26 protein-coding genes are annotated in these 22,575 nt (G+C 38.7%); 14 read left to right on the top strand and 12 right to left on the bottom strand.

The genetic code is table 11. The annotated features are described in order from the left end of the window. Positions 1-5: 5 nt before the first annotated feature. From HZR84_11955 to HZR84_11940, 4 genes are all read right to left on the bottom strand, one after another. The gene (locus tag HZR84_11955) at positions 6-578 is read right to left on the bottom strand and encodes a fasciclin domain-containing protein (GenBank protein ID QNL22625.1); all 573 of its coding nucleotides are present in this window, start codon (positions 576-578) and stop codon (positions 6-8) included. A gap of 16 nt (positions 579-594) precedes the next feature. Next, positions 595-1,086: a c-type cytochrome gene (locus tag HZR84_11950; GenBank protein ID QNL22624.1), complete on the bottom strand. Its 492-nt coding sequence runs from the start codon at positions 1,084-1,086 to the stop codon at positions 595-597. 81 nt (positions 1,087-1,167) lie between these two features. Then, positions 1,168-1,893: an iron-sulfur cluster repair di-iron protein gene (ric, locus tag HZR84_11945; protein ID QNL22623.1), complete on the bottom strand. Its 726-nt coding sequence runs from the start codon at positions 1,891-1,893 to the stop codon at positions 1,168-1,170. A gap of 46 nt (positions 1,894-1,939) precedes the next feature. Next, entirely contained in the window at positions 1,940-2,365 is a 426-nt protein-coding gene (locus HZR84_11940; GenBank protein QNL23253.1) for an Rrf2 family transcriptional regulator, read from the bottom strand. A gap of 178 nt (positions 2,366-2,543) precedes the next feature. Between HZR84_11940 and HZR84_11935 the strand changes: the two genes are divergently transcribed. Together HZR84_11935 and HZR84_11930 are read left to right on the top strand one after the other, a co-directional pair. Then, positions 2,544-3,002, top strand: a complete 459-nt coding sequence (locus HZR84_11935; protein QNL23252.1) for a tryptophan-rich sensory protein — start codon at positions 2,544-2,546, stop codon at positions 3,000-3,002. 2 nt (positions 3,003-3,004) lie between these two features. Beyond that, positions 3,005-3,442: a PaaI family thioesterase gene (locus HZR84_11930; protein QNL22622.1), complete on the top strand. Its 438-nt coding sequence runs from the start codon at positions 3,005-3,007 to the stop codon at positions 3,440-3,442. A gap of 74 nt (positions 3,443-3,516) precedes the next feature. On the opposite strand, the gene hemH is transcribed toward HZR84_11930, so the two are convergent. Beyond that, a complete protein-coding gene (hemH, locus tag HZR84_11925) occupies positions 3,517-4,563 on the bottom strand; it encodes a ferrochelatase (protein ID QNL22621.1) in 1,047 nt (348 codons plus the stop codon). 102 nt (positions 4,564-4,665) lie between these two features. Between hemH and HZR84_11920 the strand changes: the two genes are divergently transcribed. Beyond that, positions 4,666-5,403 carry a VIT1/CCC1 transporter family protein gene (locus HZR84_11920; protein QNL22620.1) on the top strand — a complete coding sequence of 246 codons (738 nt, stop codon included), beginning with the start codon at positions 4,666-4,668 and terminating at the stop codon, positions 5,401-5,403. A gap of 3 nt (positions 5,404-5,406) precedes the next feature. Continuing rightward, on the top strand, positions 5,407-6,702 hold the full coding sequence (locus HZR84_11915; GenBank protein ID QNL22619.1) for an exo-alpha-sialidase: 1,296 nt from the start codon (positions 5,407-5,409) through the stop codon (positions 6,700-6,702). Here the strand turns inward: HZR84_11915 and rsmG are convergent. Genes rsmG through HZR84_11900 form a run of 3 tightly spaced genes read right to left on the bottom strand, consistent with a single transcriptional unit; the run spans position 6,693 to position 9,007 of the window. Then, positions 6,693-7,304, bottom strand: coding sequence for a 16S rRNA (guanine(527)-N(7))-methyltransferase RsmG (gene rsmG / locus HZR84_11910; protein QNL22618.1), 612 nt, complete (start codon positions 7,302-7,304; stop codon positions 6,693-6,695). The two genes, HZR84_11915 and rsmG, sit on opposite strands and share 10 nt — an antisense overlap. Further along, positions 7,305-7,913 (bottom strand): sigma-70 family RNA polymerase sigma factor, encoded by a 609-nt coding sequence (locus HZR84_11905; protein QNL22617.1) that lies wholly within the window; start codon positions 7,911-7,913, stop codon positions 7,305-7,307. Beyond that, positions 7,904-9,007: a glycosyltransferase gene (locus tag HZR84_11900; protein ID QNL22616.1), complete on the bottom strand. Its 1,104-nt coding sequence runs from the start codon at positions 9,005-9,007 to the stop codon at positions 7,904-7,906. The genes HZR84_11905 and HZR84_11900 overlap by 10 nt, the downstream gene beginning before the upstream one ends. A gap of 61 nt (positions 9,008-9,068) precedes the next feature. Between HZR84_11900 and tgt the strand changes: the two genes are divergently transcribed. The 3 genes from tgt to HZR84_11885 are packed head-to-tail and all read left to right on the top strand — an operon-like array spanning position 9,069 to position 12,188. Continuing rightward, entirely contained in the window at positions 9,069-10,202 is a 1,134-nt protein-coding gene (gene tgt / locus HZR84_11895) for a tRNA guanosine(34) transglycosylase Tgt (GenBank protein ID QNL22615.1), read from the top strand. 1 nt (position 10,203) lies between these two features. After that, positions 10,204-11,280 (top strand): LptF/LptG family permease, encoded by a 1,077-nt coding sequence (locus tag HZR84_11890; GenBank protein ID QNL22614.1) that lies wholly within the window; start codon positions 10,204-10,206, stop codon positions 11,278-11,280. 2 nt (positions 11,281-11,282) lie between these two features. Then, a complete protein-coding gene (locus HZR84_11885) occupies positions 11,283-12,188 on the top strand; it encodes a DMT family transporter (GenBank protein ID QNL22613.1) in 906 nt (301 codons plus the stop codon). Here HZR84_11885 and HZR84_11880 read toward each other — a convergent pair. The 3 genes from HZR84_11880 to HZR84_11870 are packed head-to-tail and all read right to left on the bottom strand — an operon-like array spanning position 12,185 to position 15,305. After that, the gene (locus HZR84_11880) at positions 12,185-13,099 is read right to left on the bottom strand and encodes an Omp28-related outer membrane protein (GenBank protein ID QNL22612.1); all 915 of its coding nucleotides are present in this window, start codon (positions 13,097-13,099) and stop codon (positions 12,185-12,187) included. The two genes, HZR84_11885 and HZR84_11880, sit on opposite strands and share 4 nt — an antisense overlap. A gap of 10 nt (positions 13,100-13,109) precedes the next feature. Beyond that, the gene (locus HZR84_11875) at positions 13,110-14,777 is read right to left on the bottom strand and encodes a hypothetical protein (protein ID QNL22611.1); all 1,668 of its coding nucleotides are present in this window, start codon (positions 14,775-14,777) and stop codon (positions 13,110-13,112) included. Positions 14,778-14,792: 15 nt separating this feature from the next. Beyond that, the gene (locus tag HZR84_11870) at positions 14,793-15,305 is read right to left on the bottom strand and encodes a TlpA family protein disulfide reductase (protein QNL22610.1); all 513 of its coding nucleotides are present in this window, start codon (positions 15,303-15,305) and stop codon (positions 14,793-14,795) included. Positions 15,306-15,408: 103 nt separating this feature from the next. On the opposite strand from HZR84_11870, the gene HZR84_11865 reads away from it, so the two are divergent. The 7 genes from HZR84_11865 to HZR84_11835 all read left to right on the top strand — a co-directional run bounded on the left by HZR84_11865 (position 15,409) and on the right by HZR84_11835 (position 21,964). Next, entirely contained in the window at positions 15,409-16,128 is a 720-nt protein-coding gene (locus HZR84_11865; GenBank protein QNL22609.1) for a T9SS type A sorting domain-containing protein, read from the top strand. Between the two features lie 72 nt (positions 16,129-16,200). After that, complete coding sequence (gene bamD / locus HZR84_11860) at positions 16,201-17,007, top strand: outer membrane protein assembly factor BamD (protein QNL22608.1); 807 nt, start codon at positions 16,201-16,203, stop codon at positions 17,005-17,007. A 2-nt stretch (positions 17,008-17,009) separates the two neighbouring features. After that, positions 17,010-17,339, top strand: coding sequence for a DNA-directed RNA polymerase subunit omega (locus HZR84_11855; protein ID QNL22607.1), 330 nt, complete (start codon positions 17,010-17,012; stop codon positions 17,337-17,339). Positions 17,340-17,345: 6 nt separating this feature from the next. Then, the gene (coaBC, locus tag HZR84_11850) at positions 17,346-18,551 is read left to right on the top strand and encodes a bifunctional phosphopantothenoylcysteine decarboxylase/phosphopantothenate--cysteine ligase CoaBC (GenBank protein QNL22606.1); all 1,206 of its coding nucleotides are present in this window, start codon (positions 17,346-17,348) and stop codon (positions 18,549-18,551) included. Next, the gene (locus HZR84_11845; protein ID QNL22605.1) at positions 18,548-19,453 is read left to right on the top strand and encodes a DUF4835 family protein; all 906 of its coding nucleotides are present in this window, start codon (positions 18,548-18,550) and stop codon (positions 19,451-19,453) included. Before coaBC ends, HZR84_11845 begins: the two co-directional genes overlap by 4 nt. 40 nt (positions 19,454-19,493) lie before the next feature. Beyond that, the gene (gene recN, locus HZR84_11840) at positions 19,494-21,155 is read left to right on the top strand and encodes a DNA repair protein RecN (GenBank protein QNL22604.1); all 1,662 of its coding nucleotides are present in this window, start codon (positions 19,494-19,496) and stop codon (positions 21,153-21,155) included. Continuing rightward, the gene (locus tag HZR84_11835; GenBank protein QNL22603.1) at positions 21,155-21,964 is read left to right on the top strand and encodes an SDR family oxidoreductase; all 810 of its coding nucleotides are present in this window, start codon (positions 21,155-21,157) and stop codon (positions 21,962-21,964) included. The genes recN and HZR84_11835 overlap by 1 nt, the downstream gene beginning before the upstream one ends. Here HZR84_11835 and HZR84_11830 read toward each other — a convergent pair whose 3' ends face one another. Then, positions 21,965-22,537, bottom strand: a complete 573-nt coding sequence (locus tag HZR84_11830; GenBank protein ID QNL22602.1) for a sugar transferase — start codon at positions 22,535-22,537, stop codon at positions 21,965-21,967. It abuts the gene before it with no gap. Positions 22,538-22,575: the final 38 nt, after the last annotated feature.

The raw sequence follows: 22,575 nt of genomic DNA, 5'->3' as shown, positions 1-22,575 counted from the left end.
TTAGTTTAAGGTAAGATCACGTTTTCTATTACATGGATTATTCCATTTGATGCCGGAACTGTTCCAACTATTTTGGCTCCTCCTACAATTACATCTTCGCCATCCACTATTACTTCAAGGTAATCGCCGGTAGCCATGTATAATTTTCTGCCTTTATCGGCTTCTCTTTTGAGTGCATCGATATCATAGGATCCGGGAGCTGCATGGCGGGTCAGGATTGTTGCAAGGTCCCCTTTGTTTTCAGGCTTGAGCAGATTTTCAACTGTTCCCTCGGGCAATGCATCAAAAGCTCCGTTTACAGGAGCAAATACAGTAAGTGGCCCTGCATTAACCAATACGTGTTCTATTTGAGCAGCCTGAACTGCAGCAACTAAAGTGCTATGAGGTTCTGATGAAATTGCTACCTGCAAAATATTCGGATCAGACACATCATCTACAACGGAGGCCTGCCCCATAGGATGACTATCTGGTATTGAAGAAGAATCCGAAGAAGTTTCGGCCTCTTTTTCCGGAGCGCATGACCATATCAGTGCTAGAAGCACGAACATGATAAAAGAATAATAAAATCTCATTTTCATAATATTAAAGTTTTAGTTAAAGGGTTCTGAAGTATTCCAAAATGTCACGAGCCTGTTCTTCAGTCATGTTTTGGTTGGCCATAGCGGCTCCATTAAATTCGACTAAAAGATCTTTGGCACATCTGTCCTGCTCAACCATCATCTGAGGGTCGAGTATCATATTCATAATCCATTCCGGACTTCTTCTTTTCATAATTCCTTTCGGTGAAGGGCCGATAAAACGCTTATCTACTTTATGGCAGGCGCTACAATTGGTTTCAAAGAGGGCCATACCGCGTTCAACCATTTCCTGATCAATGGTTTCCGCAAGCGTGACATTCTTGATTCTTCCTACACCCTTATTGTCCAGAGTGATACGCTCACTAGCAGGCACATCGCTGTTTTCTTCAGCGACGGGTTCTTTCATAGTTTGTTCTCTTATCTTTTCAATCTCACTTTTGCCTCCACCACAGGAAGCCAGAAAAATGATTGAAGCAATTGATAAAGCTGAAATAATATATTTTTTCATAATGATGTTATTTGGGATTCAAAGTTGTTTTTAGTTTTTGTGTCGATATTTGATTTAGCGAAGCGCAAAACATGAGATAAATCAGTTTCCTACAACCTGTTTGTTAAACATCCTTCGCGAAGCCGGAAACAAAACATTGTTTTCCAGATGTATATGTATATGAAGATCTTCTTCAAATTCCTGAAGAAGAGCGTATGTTACCTTGTATGTTTGACAGGCATCCGGTGGACAGCTGTAGTTGTTTGTCAGTTGAGCAATTTTCGCAAATCTTAATCCTTCTGTTGCGTGCTCAGCCTCCATAATTTGAATAGGATTTTCAATGTGTTCAAAATGAGGTTTTGATAATGGAAATCCATCGCGCTCAGAAGAGACCATTGCCTTGATATAGGGAAAGAGTATTTTTTCTTCCTTCTCCATATGTTGCAGCAATGCAATGCTGCCTTCTTCAAATAATGATCGAATTTCGAACAACTCATTGTGTCGTTCTCCATGCACATTGCATAGCTTATCCAAATAAATTCGAAGTGCCGGTATTGTGCCCAGGATATAGGCATGATGTTTTTGAACAATGCTATCGATTAATTTATCCAGTTCGAAATCCTTCCAATTTTTATCATTTTCGGTTTGAAAAACCTCTTCAAGTTCGGCAATAACCGTGGCCAGATTCTGATTTTTTTTCAGGCAGGCATCCTGAAGGCTTATACCGCCGCCACAGCAAAAATCTATGTTATGAGCTGTCAGAACTTTTGAAGTTCTAAAATTGGAAGCAACAATGTCTCCTACTTTTTGTCTTGCTATATTTTCCATAATTATTAATTAAGGACATTTTAGTCCTTTTTTGTTTGAAATTTTTTTAAATCTTTAAAAAACGGTTGCCCATGATCACCCCTCCTTTTACATCTTTGAGATTGGTAGTGGATAGTACACCACTAAGATGATCCCTTACTGCCACGAATTTATCATGTACGGGGCAGGGGTACTGACTACTGCATTCTTTTAATCCCAATACGCAAGCGCTCACAAGTCGATCTCCATCAATCGCTTTGACGACTTCCAATAGAGAAATTTGTCTTGCAACAACTTTGAACCCACCACTTGGTCCTCTCAGAGATTCCAATAGCTGTGCTCTTACCAGCTTTTGCAAAATTTTGGCTGTAAAGGCACTTGGTGAATCTATAGCCTGAGCCACATCTTTTAATCCTGAAAGCTTTTGCTCCTCCTTTACCGAACAGAGGTAAATCATAATTTTTAGCGCATATTCACAGGCCTTTGAAAACATAATTCTTGTTTTTCTATCGGCAAATTTATAGATCAATTTAATTTCGGACAAATTTATCCTTAATTATTTAATCATTAAAAATTATGATACTAATCATTTAATTAATCGGCCTAAAATGCACTCACAATTGGTAGATTGGGATGTGAAGTTTATGTTTAGTGGATTAAAATTTGAATGTATGCTTTATAAAATACTACTCTTTCTTATTCTCAATTTTATGGGCTTGGCCATAGGGGCAAAATTTACCGGCTCCGGTGTTTCATCGGATTGGTATCAGGATTTAAATAAGGCTCCCTGGACCCCTCCCGGCTGGGTTTTTGGGGCTGCCTGGACCACCATAATGATATGTTTTTCGGTTTATCTCGCCTATTTATGGAAGATATCGGAAAACAGAATTTTATTGGTAATCCTTTTTACATCTGCCCTGCTGCTAAACATCGCATGGAATCCGCTTTTCTTTCATTATCGTGAAACTTTATGGGCTCTTTTGGTGATCAGCCTCTTGACTTTGTTGATTGGCTTTTACTTTATTTACTATATAAAAGTACTCCATTATTATTCCATTCTAATTCTGCCTTATTTGATATGGATGCTCATTGCTACATCACTGAATGCTTATATTTATCTAAATAATTGATCATGAAGAATGCACATTTTAAGAAGCTGGAAAAAATGTATCTCAATGCCAATATTAATTCAGAGTTCTTCGAATCTACTGAAATCGAGATCTCGGATAAATCGGCCAGGATAAGCATTGATGTTTTGCCCAAATATTTTCATGCCCTCGGTGGAATTCACGGATCGGTCTATTTCAAATTGCTCGATGATGCTGCTTTTTTTGCCGTCAATTCAATTATTACAGATGTATTTGTACTTACCAGCTCTTTTAACATACAATTTCTAAGACCAGTGAGCTCCGGAAAAATTACGGCGCATGGAAAAGTCAGGTTTGTTTCGGGAAAAACAATGATGGCAGAAGCCGTATTGCTCAATGAAGAAGGCAAGGCCGTCGCTTTTGGCAATGGCAATTTTGTAAGAAGCAAGGTCCATCTTGGACCGGAAATTGGGTATGCCTGATCAATTGGCATTTTGTGGTTGGTACTAAAACGATCCCGGGTCTATCGTATCTTTCATTGCAAAATTTAATAGATTTAATTAGATACAGAAAGGGCATTTTCTTTTTCAAAGTCCTTGATCCATCCTGCCAACACTTTTACCCAGGTTTCGTGATCGTTCATACATGGTATCAAGGTGAACTCCTCTCCTCCATTTTCTAAAAAGGTTTCCTTTACGCCCATCCCGATTTCTTCGATAGTTTCCAGACAATCCGAAACAAACGCCGGACAAACTACAGCCAGTTTTTTCACCCCTGTTTTTGCTAAATGCTCAACGGTAGGTTCGGTATAGGGCTCTATCCATTTATCACTCCCTAATCGAGATTGGAAGGCAAAAGAATATTTAGCCAATGGTATATTGAAATACTCCGCAATTAATTCCGTCGTTCGAATCACCTGATGCTTATAACATGTTTTATGTGCTTCAGAATCAACATGACAACAATTTTCTGCTTTGGCGCAGTGAGAACCCGTTGGGTCGCTCTTCCTCAAATGTCTTACCGGCAATCCGTGATAGCTAAATAAAAGATGATCAAATTCCTTTCCCGCAATGTTCGGATACATGCTTTGCGCTAAGGCAAGGATATAGTCTTCCTGATCGTAGAAAGGCCCTTTTACCTGTATTTTCAAGCGAGGATATTTCTCAGCAATAACTTCTTCTGCTTTTACTACTACCGTCTCATAACTCGACATAGCATAATGAGGGTAAAGTGGAACCAATAAGATTTCCTCCATGCCTTGGATGGCCATTAATTCATCAATTGCAGATTCAATCGACGGATTTCCATATCGCATGCCCAGAGCTACAGGAATAGTAACTTCATTTTGAACTTTTTCTTTTAGTTTCTTCGAAATTACAATCAATGGCGAACCTTCATTTGTCCAAATGGACTTATAAGCATGGGCAGATTTCTTGGGGCGGAAATTGAGAATAATGCCTTTTACGATGAGCGCTCTCAACCAATAAGGCACATCAATTACTCTTTCATCCATTAAAAATTCATCCAGATAGCGTTTTACATCGGGTACTTCGGGTGAATCGGGTGAGCCAAGATTTACGAGTAATATTCCTTTCTTTGTCATGATGCAAAACTAACAATTGTCATTGGTGCTGGTTTCCGTTTTTTGGTATAAAATTTCCTTAATCGGATATTTGCCTGAAACTATTTTTTCAAAAGCGTTCTCATGAAGCAAAAACTAGAACAAAAACTCCATCAGAAAAATACTTTTTTTCAACGCATACAGGATTATTTAGGCGAATTTGTCTATGGAGGAATCGACGGAAGCGTAACGACATTTGCAGTGGTTGCGGGTTCGGTTGGTGCCGGCCTTGATAGTGCTGTTATTATTATTTTGGGTTTTGCCAATCTAATTGCGGATGGTTTTTCAATGTCAGTAGGCGCTTTTCTTTCGGCTAAATCGGAGCATGAAAATTATGAAAAACACAAAGCCATAGAATATTGGGAAATTGAGCATTTAAGAGAAAAAGAAATTGATGAAATAAGAGAAATCTATGAAGCCAAAGGTTTTGAAGGAGAACTTTTGGAACAGGTGGTTGCCAAAATAATTGAAGATGATGATGTATGGGTGGACACCATGATGAAAGAAGAGTTGGAAATGGCCAAAGACGATAAATCGCCATTTAGTGTAGGTCTCTTTACCTTCATTTCTTTTATTATTGTAGGCCTTATTCCTTTGATTGTCTATCTCTGGGATTTCATCCGCCCTTTGCAAATTGATCTCTTCTTATTGACCTGTTTGCTGACCAGTATAGCATTTATACTTGTGGGATTTTTAAAATCCATGGTCACGGGAGCAGGGAAATTCAGAAGTTCCATGGAAACACTTCTTTTGGGTGCCATAGCTGCTGTTCTGGCTTATTTTGTGGGTGATTTTCTTGAAAAAATTATACTTCAGGCTTAGAAAATGAAGTATTTAACATTGATCGCATTGGCTGCGATGCTGGCCTGCAAAAGTTCAGACATTGTTCTTCTCGAAAAACAATCGGCGCTCAAAGGGCATAATCCCTGCGAACCAAGTATTTCTATCAATCCTATTAACCCAAAAAATATTGTAGCCGGAGCCATTATCGACCGTTATTATTACAGCAAGGACGGTGGCAAAAAATGGAAAAGTGGTAAACTGAAATCCAGTTATGGTGTTTTTGGCGATCCTGTGATTGTTGCGGACTACAAAGGCAATTTTTATTATTTACACCTATCCGATCCCAGCGGAAAAAACTGGAGAAGTGATGAATTGCTGGATCGAATAGTTTGTCAGAAATCAACCGACGGAGGCGTCACTTTTGACAATGGCACATTTATGGGATTGAACAGTCCCAAGGATCAGGATAAACACTGGGCGGTGGTGGACCCAAAAACCAATAATATTTATGTCACCTGGACCCAATTCGACGAATACAAAAGCATTGACCCGAATGACAAGAGTAATATTCTTTTTAGTAAATCCACAGATGCAGGCGCCACATGGTCCGAAGCAATCCGAATCAACCAAAAGTCTGGCAATTGTCTTGACGATGATCAAACAACGGAAGGCGCAGTACCCGCAGTGGGCCCCAATGGCGAAATATATGTGTCCTGGTCTTATAATGATACCATTTGGTTTGATAAATCCACAGACGGGGGTAAGACCTGGCTGGAGAATGACATTGTTGTCGTAAACCAGGTAGGCGGTTGGGATATGGACATTCCCGGAATAATGCGTTGCAATGGCATGCCTATCACCCTTTGTGATTTATCCGATGGCCAAAATTCAGGTAGCATTTATATTAATTACGCCGATCAGAAAAATGGTATAACCGATACGGACGTATGGCTAGTAAAATCTGAAGACAAGGGAGAAACATGGAGCAATCCTATAAAAGTCAACAGGGATTCGAGCGGCAACCATCAGTTTTTCACATGGATGGCAATAGATCAAAACGACGGGAATTTGTATGCTGTTTTTTACGACAGACGAAATTTCACAAGTACTGAAACGGAGGTATTTTTAGCCTGGTCTAAGGACGGAGGAGAAACATTTTTCAATAAAAAAATCAATGAAGAATCCTTTGTACCCAACCCTATCGTATTTTTTGGCGATTACAATAATATTTCAGCACATGATGGAGTGATTGCCCCCATCTGGACAGAAGCACAGGGACTTCAAACGGGAGTTTACACCAGAATTATAAAAAAGGAAGAGCTCGAAGATCAGAAATGAACCACTTTTTTGGTTTCAAAGAATTCCTCTTCAAAGAAATCGCTGATCGGCCAGATTTTAAAGGGGCGTTTTAACTCGAGCATTTCCTCCTTAATATCCCCTCCTTTCAGATAATAAATGCCCTGTTTTTCATAAGGACTCTTATTGTTTTTTAAATGGCCAACCCAATGAAAAAAGGTAGTAGCTCTTGCCACGGCCCTTGCTGTTATAAAATCGTATTTTTCTTTGATTTCCTCAGATCGGATTTTTGTTGCTTTAACATTTTTTAGTTCGAGTTCATCGACAAGGCCCTGAACCACTTTTATTTTTTTTCCAATACTGTCGATCAGGTGAAACTGAACTTCGGGAAACATTATGGCCAGGGGCAATCCGGGAAATCCTCCTCCCGTTCCCACATCCAAAACACTTGACCCTTTTGGAAAAGAAATAACCTTAGAAATGGCCAGAGAATGCAAAATGTGTCGCTCCTCAAAATTTTCCATGTCTTTTCTGGACACACAATTGATCTTTTCATTCCATTTTGAAAAAACCTCACGGAAATCCCTGTAGGTATTGAGTTTATCCTCTTTAAGTTCGGGAAAATATTTATTGAGCAAATTCAATCAGATGGAATCTTTGCGGTGTTTCACAAAATCGTAAAGCAATTCTCTTGCTCTGTGAAGTTGGGCCTTAACCGTTCCGAGCGGAGCTTCCAATTCTGTGGCAATTTCATCATAAGATAATTCCTTGAAATAACGCAGTCGAACCAAATGTCTGTATTTTGGTGGCAATTGAGTTACGATCTCCTGCATGATCTCAATTTTCTCACTTCTTATGGCCTCTTCCTGCGGATTTCGGTTGGAGTCCTTAATATTTACGGGTATGAAATCCCCATCCTTGTCTTTCATCGAACCGCTGATGCTGGTGGTTTGAAGTCGCTTTTTTCGTATAAAATCGATACAATTATTGGTGGCTATTCTGAATAACCAGGTGCTAAAGGTATAATCGGGATTAAATTTTTTGAGATTTTTAAATGCCTTTCCAAATGCCTCGATGGTGAGATCTTCAGCATCGTCCACATTCCTGACCATTTTCAATATCATATGATAGACCGATTTTCTATAACGATGAAGCAAATCGGCATAAGCTTTTTGATCACCGGCTTTTGCGGCATCCACAAGCTTAAAGTCTTCAAGCGCTTTTTCAGAAAATTTTCTTTTGTCTATCGCCATTCGATATTGTTTCTCAGTCGGCTTTTTAGTCCGAGCGCCAAATTAATACATATATGAAGTAAATCCAGTACAGGAATAAAAACAATGTTTATTTCCGATCCGCTTTTATCAGCCAAACGCTTAAAAAGGTAAGCATATAACAAATTTCTTATGAGGAATAATGCCAAACAATAGGTCCAATATTCGGGGAAGATCAGAATTGCTATGGCTAGCAAAATATAAAACGGAAGGGTCAGATAATTGAGGATCAGTTCTTTAAGAATATTATTTGGATAGTATTTTCCCGCCATTAAATGTCTTAGTTTCTGGTTAAACCAATCGTGCCAATTGCTTTCGGGTATTGATACGGTTTGTCCATCATTTGTAACACATGTATTGCATTTTTTTTGAGGATTCAGGTTTTGGATCAATAAGTCATCATCCCCGAAAGGAACCATTACTTTTTCACCAAAGCCTCCCTTGCCAAGAAAATAGCTTTTTAGAAACATTTGATTTCTTCCTAAGGACATATAGGCTTTCCCCTTGCTGGCGAAATAAATCATGCTACCTGCAGTCCAGGTTGTGTCGTACTGTATGATTTTGTTTAAAAATCCGGGGTGTTTTTCATAAGGCGATAAGCCAATAACAAATACATCACCTTCTTTAAGTGATTCTCCCATTTCTTTTAACCAAAAATCAGTTTTGGGATAACAATCGGCATCCGTCTGTAAGATCAAATCATATTTTGCTATTTCTATAGCCTTCATTAGGGCATTTTTCTTTGGAGAAATTTCAGGGGGAATATCAGACTGTTTTTGTTCCAGAATAATTAGACCTTGAAAATATTCCTTTTCTTGTTTGAGATAGGCCAGTGAATCGTCGCTGCATCTATCGAGAATAATAATGACTTCCCAATCCCGATTATACTTTTGATTTCTCAGTGCCGGAACAAGTTTCTTAAGATTTTCCAACTCATTTTTGGCTGCTATAATTACTGAGATTGGTTTCCCGGGATTTCTTTTAGAAAAAAAATTAAAAGAATCGATTTGTGAAATCAGCCATAATATCTGAATCAGGGCACATATTGAGGATAAAATGAATAATATTTCAAACATTCGGATTTGAAATAAGCAAAATTTATTATCAGATGAACAGAAAAATTAATTTTGCGCCGAAATGCTCGAATTTAAGATACAGGCCAAAAGCTCCGAAGGACAATCAAGAACCGGTACGATTAGTACGGAACACGGTAAAATACCAACGCCCATTTTCATGCCCGTTGGGACAGCCGGAACAGTAAAAGCCCTTCATCAGAGAGAGCTTTCGCAAGACCTCGATGCCAAAATCATATTAGGAAACACCTATCACCTTTATTTGCGTCCCGGGATGGATGTATTAAAACAAGCAGGTGGGCTTCACAAGTTTATGAATTGGGAGCGGCCACTGTTGACCGACAGCGGCGGTTATCAGGTTTACTCTTTGGCACAATCACGTAAAATTTCAGAAGAAGGCGTTGAATTTCAATCGCATATTGACGGTTCAAAGCATTTATTCACTCCCGAAAACGTTATAGACATTCAAAGGGGAATAGGTGCGGATATAATTATGGCATTTGATGAATGTCCACCCTATCCTTGTGAATACGATTATGCAAAGAATTCCATGCATCTGACCCACCGATGGCTAGATCGTTGTATTAAGGCAATGAACAAAACACAGGGCAAATACGGCTATGAACAAAACCTTTTTCCAATTCTTCAGGGAAGCGTTTATAAGGATTTGCGCTCCGAATCGGCTAAATACATCAGCGAGACAGATCTGCCGGGATGCGCTATTGGGGGATTATCGGTAGGAGAACCACATGAAATGATGTACGAGGTTTGCGACTGGGTAACGGATATCCTTCCAAAAAACAAACCCAGGTATTTGATGGGTGTGGGCACACCGGAAAATTTGCTGGAATGCATAGACCGGGGCATCGATATGTTTGATTGTGTCATGCCAACAAGAAATGCAAGACATGGAATGATATTCACTTCCGAAGGCATCCTCAATATCCGAAATGAGAAATGGAAAAACGATTTCAGCACTTTGGACGAAAATGTGGACCTGTTTATCAATAAAACTTATTCCAAAGCCTATTTAAGACATTTAATCATAGGCAATGAGATACTTGGTGCTCAAATTGCCAGCATACAAAACCTTGGGCTTTATCTTTGGTTGATGAAAGAAGCCCGGCAGCATATAGCCGAAGACAGCTTTTCTTCCTGGAAAAAGGAAATGATTGAAAAATTAAGCCGAAGATTGTAAGGTGAAAAAACTCGATTGGTACATATTTCGAAAACTAGTGGTGGCCTATGTCTTTGTAGTGGTCATCCTATGCCTCGTAATTTGTGTAATCGACTGGAGTGAAAAAAATGATGATTTTGTTCAATCCGATGCCACGCTCAACCAAATCCTTTTCGACTATTTTTTAAACCTGATCCCCTATTGGGCCAGTGTACTGAGTCCCTTAATGGTATTTATCTCTTCCATATTTGTGACAGCCAGATTGGCATCTCATACGGAAATAATCGCCATGTTAAGTGCGGGAGTCAGCTTTAGAAGGATTACCCGGCCCTATTTTCTAGCAGCGATATTAATTGGTTTGGTCAATTTTATAGGTATAGCCTGGTTTATTCCAAAAGCCAATACCACCCGACTTGCTTTTGAATTCAGCTATCTTAAAAATCAGTATTACTACGATGGAAGAAATATCCATATTAAAACATCACCTGACACTTATGTTTATATGGAAAGCTACAATAACCGGCTCGAAGTGGGCTATAAATTTACCATAGAAAAAATTGTTGACAATCAGCTGCTTTCAAAATTGAGTAGTCCGAAAATCAATTGGGATGAAGAGCTGGAAAAGTGGCATTTGAATAGTTATACCATTCACAATTTTGGGCCGGAAGGAGAAGAATACCTTGAAGGCCGATCGCTGGACACCGCTTTGAATTTTTTACCCGATGATTTTGAACGCCAGGAAAGGTTGTACGAGACATTCACGGTCTCAGAACTTACGGATTATATAAGGGAATTGAGGATGCGCGGAGCCGAAAACATAGAACCTTATATTATTGAGAGGTATGAACGTTTTACATACCCGGCGGCCATTGTTATTCTCGCATTAATGGGCCTTATTTCTGCTTCCAGAAAAAACAGAAGAGGTACAGGTGTTCAGATTGCCTTCGGCTTTGTATTGGCATTTGTGTACATTCTATTTGTAATGATGAGTAGAAGTATCGCTCAGGTGGGTGGGTTTTCACCTTTGATGGGAGCCCTGTTCCCGAGTATTGTTTTTGCAATAGTGGCATTACTCATGTATCGCAACGTACCGAAATAATCATGAACAAAGATTATTTCAAACTTCATTTTATCATATTCATATGGGGCTTCACGGCAATACTTGGAAAACTCATAGAAATCCCTTCTATCGAATTGGTATTCTACAGAACCGGAATAGCTGCCATTTTACTGGCCATGTGGTTTATTTTTAAAAAACAGTTATTGCTTTTAAAATTTAGAGATATTCTTCCTTTGCTTTTTACAGGTACCATAATTGCCGCCCACTGGATATTTTTCTTTTTGTCAGCAAGAGTGAGTACGGTTTCGGTTTGTTTGGCCGGTATGGCCACGGTGACACTTTTCACGGCCTTCCTCGAACCACTATTTTTCAAAAGAAGGATATCCTTTCTTGAAATATTTTCAGGTCTTACAGTGATTCTTGGTCTCTATATTATTTTCCGTTTCGAATTTGATCATGCCCTCGGGCTATCGATCGCTCTTCTTTCGGCATTTCTGGCGGCAATTTTCTCAATTTTAAATGCCTTTTACACAAAAAAACACGACCCCTATGCCATTACTTTTTACGAAATGGCCGGCGCTGCATTGAGCATTGCAATCTTTTTTATCCCCTACACTTATTTTGGGATTGCTCCAGATGGAGAACTGCAACTGAATCCAACGCTAATGGACTGGTTTTATCTTTTAATTCTTTCCGGGGTATGTACGGTTTACGCCTTTAGCGTATCAGTAGAAATTATGAAACGCCTCACCCCTTTTACGGTCAATCTTGCTGTAAATATGGAACCCATTTACGGTATACTATTAGCCTTGCTAATTTTTGGGGAATCTGAAAAAATGTCAGGAGAGTTTTATTTAGGTGCTTCTTTGATTATTGTTACCATCATCATCAATCCTGTAATCCGTTATCAACAGAAGAAAGGAAGAATTAGGTTTCCAAAATTTTAATCAATTATGTCCTTCAAATGCCATTCCCGCACCTGAACGATTGCATCCGTCTCGGTATCGTAAATAAAGGCAATTACATTACAGAAATAAGGATCATTCCCATCTTCCAATTGATAGGTGAATGCCTTACTTATACTTGCACCTTCTTCAATACTTTTTCCTGCACTTTCATTTAATAAATCTCCCCAGGTTCCGTTCATCGATCCTCTCAATACATGCATGTGAACATATTCCTCTATGTCTCCAACCGGATAATTGGGGTCTCCTGTGTTCACATAATTTTTTTGCCAATCGATTACACTATCCTCGGTAACATAGACGCTAATATTTAAATCTTCATACACGATTGCATTAAAATGTGAGCTAATGCTTGCAGAAATGGTTTTTGTATTTTCATCGAAAGATAGATTTCCCGTTATCGCAACGAAAGTGTTGGGTTCATCAAGTATATCCTGAATGCTCTGTTCAAAGGTGCCGGGCAATACAAGTTTGCTGCCACTGATTTCTTCTCTGTTTACCAATCCTCTTGGTATTCCGGTAAGGCTTACGCCGAATTCCTGATCGAGGGCATCACCAACTGCAGTCGTGAAATTGGTTGTGAATTTAGGTGCACCGGGAGGGGCCCAATTGGCCAGACTTCCCGCATGAACGGAAATAACCACCAGTTTATCTTTGTATTGATCCTGTGCCTTCAAATCAGCTACAGTTCTCGCACCTCCGGGACAATTACCGCACTTGTGGCCTGTGTATTCTTCAATAAGAATTTTCTTGGCGAAACTCTTTTCCACCGTATCGTTTCCAGTGGTATCCACGGGTCCGGGTATGCCTTCATTTTCAAGTACATTCCCATCAATAACATCACAGGAAAGTGCAAAGAGTAAAACCGAAATAATCAATAAAATATTCTTCATAGTAATAATTCTAAAAGGAGCTTGCCAATGTTAAAGTAACTCCGGTATTTTCAGGTACCGGTCGGCAAATTCCTCCAACACAAAGAAATCCACCTCGCTGACGTCCTCCTCCAAGTTTTATGGAATAGGTATCTTTTCTGTATCCAACAGCACCGGATAAATAAAGATTCCTTCGGTCAGCATTGGGATTACCATAATTGTATTCGCCAAGGGCTGTAATATACCAGTGGGATGTCAGGGTTTGTTCAAATAATCCGGTAAACCAATCTCCAAAATCCTGCTTAGTTGTCAAAACCTGTAATTCTAATCTTGAGGTATATCTTTTGTCATTGACTTTATAGCTGTAAGTTCCTTCCATTATCCCTATCCAGGATTTTACTTTCAAGGCATCTCCGCTTAATGTAGCCGGCTGAAATACATAATTGACAATTTGTCGAATCACCGAACCTGTAAATTTGAATTTTCGACTAAGTTTCCTGCTGATTTCCACATTAATATCCCTGTAAAACACCTCATCTCCTATTTCAAAGAAATCTGAGACATAATCATTTCTGAGACTGTCACCGGTGGGTGTTCTTGGTATGTCATTGACCAATGATGTATTAATGGCAATATTGGTCCCGTATTTTCCTCCAAGAAAAGTCCCTCTTTTAATGTTATAAAAAACATCAGCCTGAATTGCCATTTCCCCCTGGGGTACTGTCGGATAGGAATAGAGTGAGCTCAATCTATAAGTATGCTGCTTTGTAAGCGCTGGTTGGTAATTAATGAACAAATCAAATCCGGTAGCGGCTCTGTCGCTGCGAAAATCCATATTATCCCAGCGTTTCATTCCTATGCTCGCTCCAAAATTATTTCCTGTATATGAAGCGTTGACAAGTAATGCATCACCGCTGCTGTAAGAGTTTTGATTGATGGTCGAGGGGTCATTGACTTTATATGCGTATTCCGCATTGAGGTTAAAGCCTCCCCTGCTTAGATTTATTCTTCCTGCAAAATTGGCAACATTTTCAGGAAGTATTAAGGTAGAATTACGATCTTCCTGATATCTGGAAACAAAGCTTCCACCGATGATAATTCGTGTTTTTGATTCGTTAAAAGATGAAACTATATCATTGATCGAAAATTCACCGTCCAGACCTCTCACCACTCCCGGGCTTTGATCAAAATAAAAACGTTGTCTTCCTATAATACCTTTTAATATAATTCCTGGAATTGGTTTGTAATGCACTCTGATCCCATCGATATTATTATCGAGGCCAAGGTACCATTCCCAATAGGCTCGTAATGTTAAACCATTACCAAATTGTTCGTAAAAATTACCTACAGTAATATCGAGTTGATCGTTAAAATATTGGGCATACCTAAAGGTTATTCCAGTCTGATCATACCTTCTGTCAAAGCCCAAAAGTGCAGGTTCATATGATTCCAGTCGCATACCCGCTTTGAAATTTCCGGCTGTGTAATTAAAATTACCATAGGCATTCATTCCTGCCCCCTGTGGTAATTCCTGTGCATTTATGGCCTTATCTTTCACATAGTATTGTGCATCGAGTAAAAAATCACCGTGCAACTGCCCTCCACTAAGGGCCCCCGAATTAAAATCTGAATTTTGTGCAGATATATTTGAGAAACAGTATACAGACAGGACAGTAAGTAGTAGTAGTCTTTTAATCAAAATGCAAATTTTACGCTAGTTCGAGCTCATTTCAGCTACTTCCAGTACTTTATCGTATAATTCATCTTCATCACCGGGAGCGTATCCATTATGCTGCCATACAATATTGCCGTTTTTATCAAGCAAAAAAGTATGCGGCACATTGTTTACGTTTAAAGCCCTTCTTAAATCAGAATTTGCATCAATATAGATGTCGTATTCCCAGCCTTTCCCTCTGGCCAATGGCCCAACTTTGGCAATGTTTCTGGTGTCGTCGATGGATATGGCGACCAATTTTACATTGGTTTCGTCCTGCCAATCCACATAATAATCTTTGATAGTATTGAGTTCAAGTATACAGGGCTTACACCAGGTTGCCCAAAATGATAAAATTGTTGGTCCTTCGGTATTGTATATTTCAGATGCCGAAACCGAAGTATTTTTCAAATCTTTAATTTCTACATTCGGAACTTTCCAGGACTTCTCCTGAGCAAAGAGAAGTGTTGAAAAAAGGACAAATGAAAGAATTGCTAGTGTTCTAAAAAACATATTATGGAATTTTGGGTAATTCTGTTTATTTTTAAGCTTTGAAACTCTTAAGAGAGGTCGAAAATAAAAAATCTTAAAACATAAGAGAAACCAAAGCGCTAATATGAAATATATTTTTACTTCAGCACTGATTCTTTTCCTATTCATCAATGCCTTTTCACAGAGCCTCAGCGTTGTGAGTCAAAGCTCTGATTCCCTCTCAGGAGATTTCTACACTGAAATGGAAGCAAAAATCACGCTAGAAAATACCGCATCCAATACCAATACCTATGGAGTCGAGCGTTTTGAATTGGATATGGCCACTGGCCACAGTTCATATTTCTGCTGGAGTATTGATTGTTATCCAACGAATGTTTCCCTTTCAACCAGTTTTGTAACACTTGCACAAGGAGAACGCGATTCTACATTTATCGGTTATTTAACACCTTATGACGGCAGTGGCGGAATTGAAGGTACTTCGGTAGTGAAATATGTTTTCTTTAATCAAAATTCAAGCAGCGATACAATAAGCAGAGTTTTTGTCTATACAGCCTATTCTACCGTCGGTATCAAAACGAGGGTATTGGATGAGAATGATTTTTATGCTTATCCAAATCCTACCGTCAATACACTGAATGTTGCCTTCGGTGACATCAAAGGTTTCAATTCGGGAAGAATTATTGTCCGAAATGCTTTGGGTTCTGAATTGATAAATAAGCCAATCAATATCAATAATAATCTGACAAGCATCGATGTTTCTTCGCTTGAAAGAGGGGTTTATCTATATACCGTTCAGTTGGATGGTCAGAAATTTCAGACCAAAAAATTCGCAATCTCAAAATAGTCTCAGGACATTTAGCGTTAGTCAATTGATTTAATTGTCAATTACTTACAAATACGTTAATTTTGCGCCCCGATGAAATTAAGGCACTTTTCATTTTTATTATTTGTCCTGCTATTTGTATTTGCTTCTTGCAGCAAATTTCAAAAAATACAGAAATCGACCAGCATTGTCGAGAAATACGATGCCGCTGTAAAGTATTATAAAGCAGGGGATTATTATCGTGCAGGCTTGCTTTTTGAAGAGCTGATACCACTTATGCGTGGTAAAAAAGAAGCGGAAGATACTGAATTCTACTATGCTTATTGTCAGTATTACCAAAGGCAGTTGTATTTGAGCGCCTATTATTTCAAAAAGTTTTATCAGACTTATCCCAGAAGTGAATTTGCACAGGAAGCACATTATATGCATTGTCGTTCACTATATGAGTCTTCTCCGAGAGATGATTTGGATCAGAGTACCACCAAAGATGCCATGCAGGCCATTCAGTCTTTTCTAAAAAAATATCCTAAATCTGAATTTGCAGATGAAGTTCAGCGTATCTATGGAGGATTGGATAAAAAACTCAATAAAAAGTACTTTGAAAGCGCCAAACTTTATCATAAAATCAGAAAATATAAATCTGCCGTGGTGTCATTGGAGAATTACCGAAAGAAATATCCGGATTCTCAGTACAATGAAGAAGCTCAGTATCTGAGAATTGATGCCCAATATAACTATGCGAAAAAGAGCATCGAATCAAAGAAAAAAGAACGTTTTTATGAAACGATAAGTTTATATCAGGAATTTGTTGATAAATACCCGGCCAGCCAGTATTTGGGTGAGGCGGAAAAAATATACGAAAATTGTTTAAAAGAAATTGAAGATTATAATCAATCATAATTATGGCAAATAATGCATCAATAGTTACAAGAGACGTTGTAGATCTGTGTGACGAGACCAAAAATGTTTACGAATCAATTATTATTCTTACTAAAAGAGCAAGACAGATTGCTGTGAAAGAAAAAGAAGAATTGAGCTCAAAACTCGCCGAGTTCGCTACAACTGTAGACAATTTGGAGGAAATATTTGAAAACAAAGAGCAGATTGAGATTTCCAAGCATTATGAAAAAATGCCCAAGCCTTCAGCGAAATCCATCGAAGAATTTCACGAAGATAAAATTGTTTTCAGACAGCCAAGCAAGGAAGACGGTCAGGATGATCTTTTGATCTAAAAAAGAATGTCTTTAAAAGACAAAAAAATACTAATTGGAGTTACGGGTAGTATTGCTGCTTATAAAGTGGCAATACTTATTCGCTTATTAAAAAAGCAGGGTGCCATTGTTAAGGTCATAATGACCGAGAGTGCCAAAGATTTTATTACTCCGCTTACACTATCCACACTTTCCGAAAATCCGGTACTGAGCAAATATTCGAATCCCGAAACCGGAGAATGGCACAATCATGTTGAAATGGCTCTTTGGGCTGACATTATGTTGATCGCCCCGGCAAGTGCCAATACCATTGCAAAAGCTGCAAATGGCATTTGTGATAATTTGCTTTTAGCAGTTTACCTTTCAGCGCGATGTCCTGTCTACTTTGCACCGGCCATGGATCTCGATATGCTGGCGCATCAAAGCACTCAAAATAATCTTCAGAAATTAATGGGTTATGGCAATTTAATAATTGATTCCACAAGTGGTGTACTTGCCAGCGGACTCGAGGGAAAGGGAAGAATGGAAGAGCCTGAAAATATATTAAAGATTATCAGCGAAGGGCTTAAAAAAAAAAGTGATTTCACAGGCCAGAAAGTCTTAATTACCGCCGGTCCTACACAGGAAGCCATCGATCCGGTTCGCTACATTGGCAATCATTCTTCCGGAAAAATGGGCTATGCCATCGCCAAAGCATTTTGCCTTTCCGGTGCCAAAGTTGAACTCATCAGTGGACCTGTTAACATCGATTATAATCACCCAAATCTAAAGATTTACAAGGTAGACAGCGCTTTGGAAATGGAAAAGACAGCCAAAAAACTATTCCCAAAATGTGACATTTCGGTTTTGGCTGCTGCTGTATCAGATTATCGGCCCAAAACAAAAGCAGAAAATAAGATCAAGAAAAAAAATGGCAAAAATCTGAATATCGAATTAATTGAAAATCCGGATATCGCTTTCGAGTTGGGACAAAAAAAGACAAAAAATCAAAAGTTAATCGGATTTGCACTTGAAACGGAAAACCTCCGGAAAAATGCCAAAGAGAAACTTATCAGGAAAAATTTTGATTTAATAGTCATGAACAAAGCCAATGATAACGACAGTGGTTTTGCTCACGATACCAATAGAATATCTATACTCGACAGATATAATAATTTAACTGAATTTGAGTTGAAGTCTAAAGAGGAGCTCGCCTTCGATATTCTCAAATCAATCAGAAATTTTAAAGGATGAGAATTATTCAAATCATTTTAATTCTATTTTTTATTTCCCTTGGCATTAATCTAAAGGCTCAGGAGCTCAATTGTCGCGTCATTGTGGATGCAAATAGAATTCAGCTGTCAGATAAAACCATTTTTGATGACATGCAACAGGCTATCTGGGAATTCATGAATAATAATGTTTGGACCAACGATATTTATACCACGGAGGAAAGGATAAAATGCAACCTTTTTATCACGATTACCGAAATGCCTGTGCTCAACAGGTTTAAAGCTACAGTTCAAATAACCTCTTCCAGGCCAATATACGGCACCAGCTATGAATCCCTCCTCTTTAATTTTGTCGACAAAGACTGGGATTTTGAATACGCGCAATCGCAGCCCTTACAATTTGCAGAGCAAACATTTAATTCCAACCTCACATCTTTATTAGGCTTCTATGCCTACTGTATTATCGGTTTAGACTACGATTCTTATTCCAGACTGGGCGGGACTGCCTTTTATCAAAAGGCTCAAACGGTAATGCAAAATGCACAACAAGCCTCAAACGCACCTGGTTGGCAACCTTTTGAAGGCAACTTAACGCGATATTGGTTAATTGAAAACCTAATGAACCAGGCTTTTCAAAAATTCCGGGAAGGCGTCTATGTTTATCACCGTCAGGGATTTGACAAACTTGCTAAAGAGCCGGAAGATGCGCGTAAACAAATCGTTGAAAGTCTGAAATTATACGTTGAAACAAGAAAACGAGCCCCCATTTCAGTATTGTACAATAATTATTTCAATGGCAAAACGCCTGAAATCGTAAATGTCTTTCAGGAAGGTGCTCCCCTTCAAAAACAGGAGGTTCACAAAATAATGACCGAGATTGACCCAACACAGGTAGAAGAATACGATAAAATTCTCAAAGGTTAGTCAATGCTTTCTTAATTTTACCCTCCATTTTTTTTGAATTATGCTCAATAGCCTAAGGGTAAAGAATTACATATTAATTAAGGAACTGGAGATAAATCCCGATTCAAGTCTGGTAGTCATTACCGGTGAAACGGGAGCGGGAAAATCCATTATTCTCGGAGCAATTGACCTTTTGATGGGCGCAAGAGCAGACACCAAAACCCTTTTCGATGCAGATAAAAAATGTGTGATTGAGGGGCTGTTCAATATTAAGAACTACCGGCTTCAAAATTTCTTTAAAGAAAACGAATGGGATTATTATGATGAATGCATCATACGCCGTGAAATCAATTCTGCAGGCAGATCCCGGGCATTTGTCAATGACAGTCCTGCCAATTTGAATAAGGTTAAGGAACTCGGTGAGCAATTGCTCGATATCCATTCCCAACACGAGTCTATCCTTGTTAATAATTCAAAATATCAATTAAGCATTATTGATGCCATAGCCGGAAATCAAAAGGAGCTTAATGAATTTAGAAGTGCTTTTCAAAAGTATTCAAAAGTACAATCAGAACTAAATCAACTAAATGCCATCAGGGAAGAAGACGAAAAAGAAAAAGATTATAAATCATTTCTTTTAAAGGAGTTGGATGAAGCATCCTTAGAACAAGATGAAAAGGATAAAATTGAAAATGAACTTCAAATAGCTGAAAATGCTGAACAAATACATTTGCAGCTAGGAAGTTTTCAGCAATTGATGGATTTGTCAGAACCCGGGGCAATGCAAATTTTAAGAGAGGCCATATTGGCGATTCAAAAAATTGCTTCTTATTCCAATGACTATGAAGAATTGTATAAACGCCTTGAAAGTGCGGAGATAGAACTAAAAGATATTCTTGGTGAAAGTCAAAACTTATTGGATCAGGTAGACATCGATGCTGAAAAACTTAATGAGCTCAGGGAAAGAGTTAATTTGATACAAAGACTCGAAGACAAGCATCATGTAAAAGAATTCAATGAGTTATTGGAAATCCAAAAGGCGCTTGAAAATGACTTGGGCAAATCATTAAACCTCGAAACGGAAATTGCCAATCTGGAATCATCGCTGGCCGAAATCAAATCAGATATCGATGAAAAAGCCAAAGTACTTTCCGATTCAAGAAAAAGTGTAAAGGATCAATTGGCCAATGAAATGGTGGCTTTGCTAAATAATTTGGGAATAGAAGAGGCACAAATTCAAATTGATATCACAGAAAAAATTCTTTCCGATGATGGGATCGATCAGGTGAATATACTTTTCTCTGCCAATAAAGGTCAAAAACCGGTGCCATTAAAAGAAGCAGCCTCCGGAGGGGAAATGTCCCGTTTGATGCTGGTGATTAAATATTTAATTGCCGATAAGACTTCTTTACCTACAATTATTTTTGACGAAATCGATACCGGAATTTCCGGCAAAATAGCAATCCAAATGGGTGAGATGTTTAAAAAAATAGCACTTGAACATCAGGTTTTGGCCATCACGCATTTGCCACAAATAGCCGCTAAAGGCAATCGGCATTTTGTTGTCTTTAAAGAAACCGGCGATCAAAAAACATCAACGGAAATACGAGAACTTTCAGGAGAAGAAAGAATTATCGAAATTGCACAAATGATAAGCGGAAAGTCGGATTCGAGTTCCGCTATTGCAAGTGCTAAAGAATTACTAGAACATAAAAAACTATAATGTCACATCAATTATTAAAAGGAAAGAAAGGAATCATTTTCGGTGCTTTGGATGAGAAATCCATTGCGTGGAAAGTCGCATTAAAAGCGCATGAAGAAGGAGCAGAATTTGTCTTGACCAATGCGCCTATCGCTATGCGCATGGGTGAGATCAATAAACTCGCAGAAAAGTGCAATGCACAAATTATTCCAGCAGATGCCACCTCCCTGGAGGATCTGGAAAATCTGATTTCAGAGTCGGTGAAAATATTGGGTGGTAAACTTGATTTTATTTTGCACTCAATTGGAATGAGTCCAAATGTGCGAAAGAACAAATCTTATGGCGATCTCAATTACGACTGGTTTCAGAAAACGCTTGATGTTTCTGCTTTGTCATTTCACAAGGTTATGCAGGTTGCTGAAAAACAAGATGCGCTGAATGAATGGGGCTCAGTGTTAGCGCTGAGTTATATCGCTGCTCAAAAGGTATTTCCGGACTATTCCGATATGGCGCAGGCAAAAGCCCTTCTGGAATCCATTGCCCGAAGCTATGGTTATAGACTTGGAGTAAGTAAAAAAGTAAGAGTCAATACTATTTCCCAATCTCCTACACCAACTACCGCGGGCACAGGAGTTGGAGGTTTTGATATTTTTATTGATTATGCCAAAAGAATGTCACCATTGGGAAATGCTACGGCCGAGGATTGTGCCAATTACTGTGTAATGATGTTTTCAGATTTGACCAGAATGGTTACCATGCAAAACTTGTTTCACGACGGTGGCTTTAGCAGCACAGGTATTTCGGATGCCATTATTGAAAAATGGCAATAATTAATTCTCACTGAATCGTTTCAAAGTATCGGCCCTGTCAAATAATTTTCCTGACAGGGCTTGTTTTATTGATAGCATAAGTATTTTTGAATCCAGACTGAAACTTTGTCTTTCGACATAATCTAAATCCATTTTGAATTTTTCTTCCCAGGATTTTAATTCCGTTTCCTTTAATTGCGCCAGACCAAATATTCCAGGCTTCACATCATGCCTTTCGTTCTGCTTCATCGAATAATAAGGCATATAATCCAGGAGCAATGGCCTTGGCCCTACCCATGACATATTTCCTTTTAAGATATTTAACAACTGCGGTGTTTCATTAAAATGTGTGGTACGGATTAATCTCCGCAAAGCCGAATCGGCCACATGATCTGTATTCAGACTTGCAAATTTGAAAATGGTAAACGTTTCCCCTTTGAACCCCGGTCTTTGCTGGCGGAATATTACCTCGCCATGTTTGAAATAGAGCGCTATCGCAATCGTCAACATTAATGGCGAAATTATAATCAGGACAAGTAATGCTGTAAACTTGTCTAAAAGAGGTTTTAAAAAGCCTGAATATATCTGTCTCAATTATTTAAATTCCTTATAATTTTGTCCAAATTCACGTC

It is taken from the genome of Hyphobacterium sp. CCMP332 (assembly GCA_014323545.1).
Taxonomy (GTDB): Bacteria; Bacteroidota; Bacteroidia; order Cytophagales; family CCMP332; genus CCMP332.
Note: the sequence above shows the minus strand (reverse complement) of the source record. Positions and strands in the feature narration are given on the sequence as shown.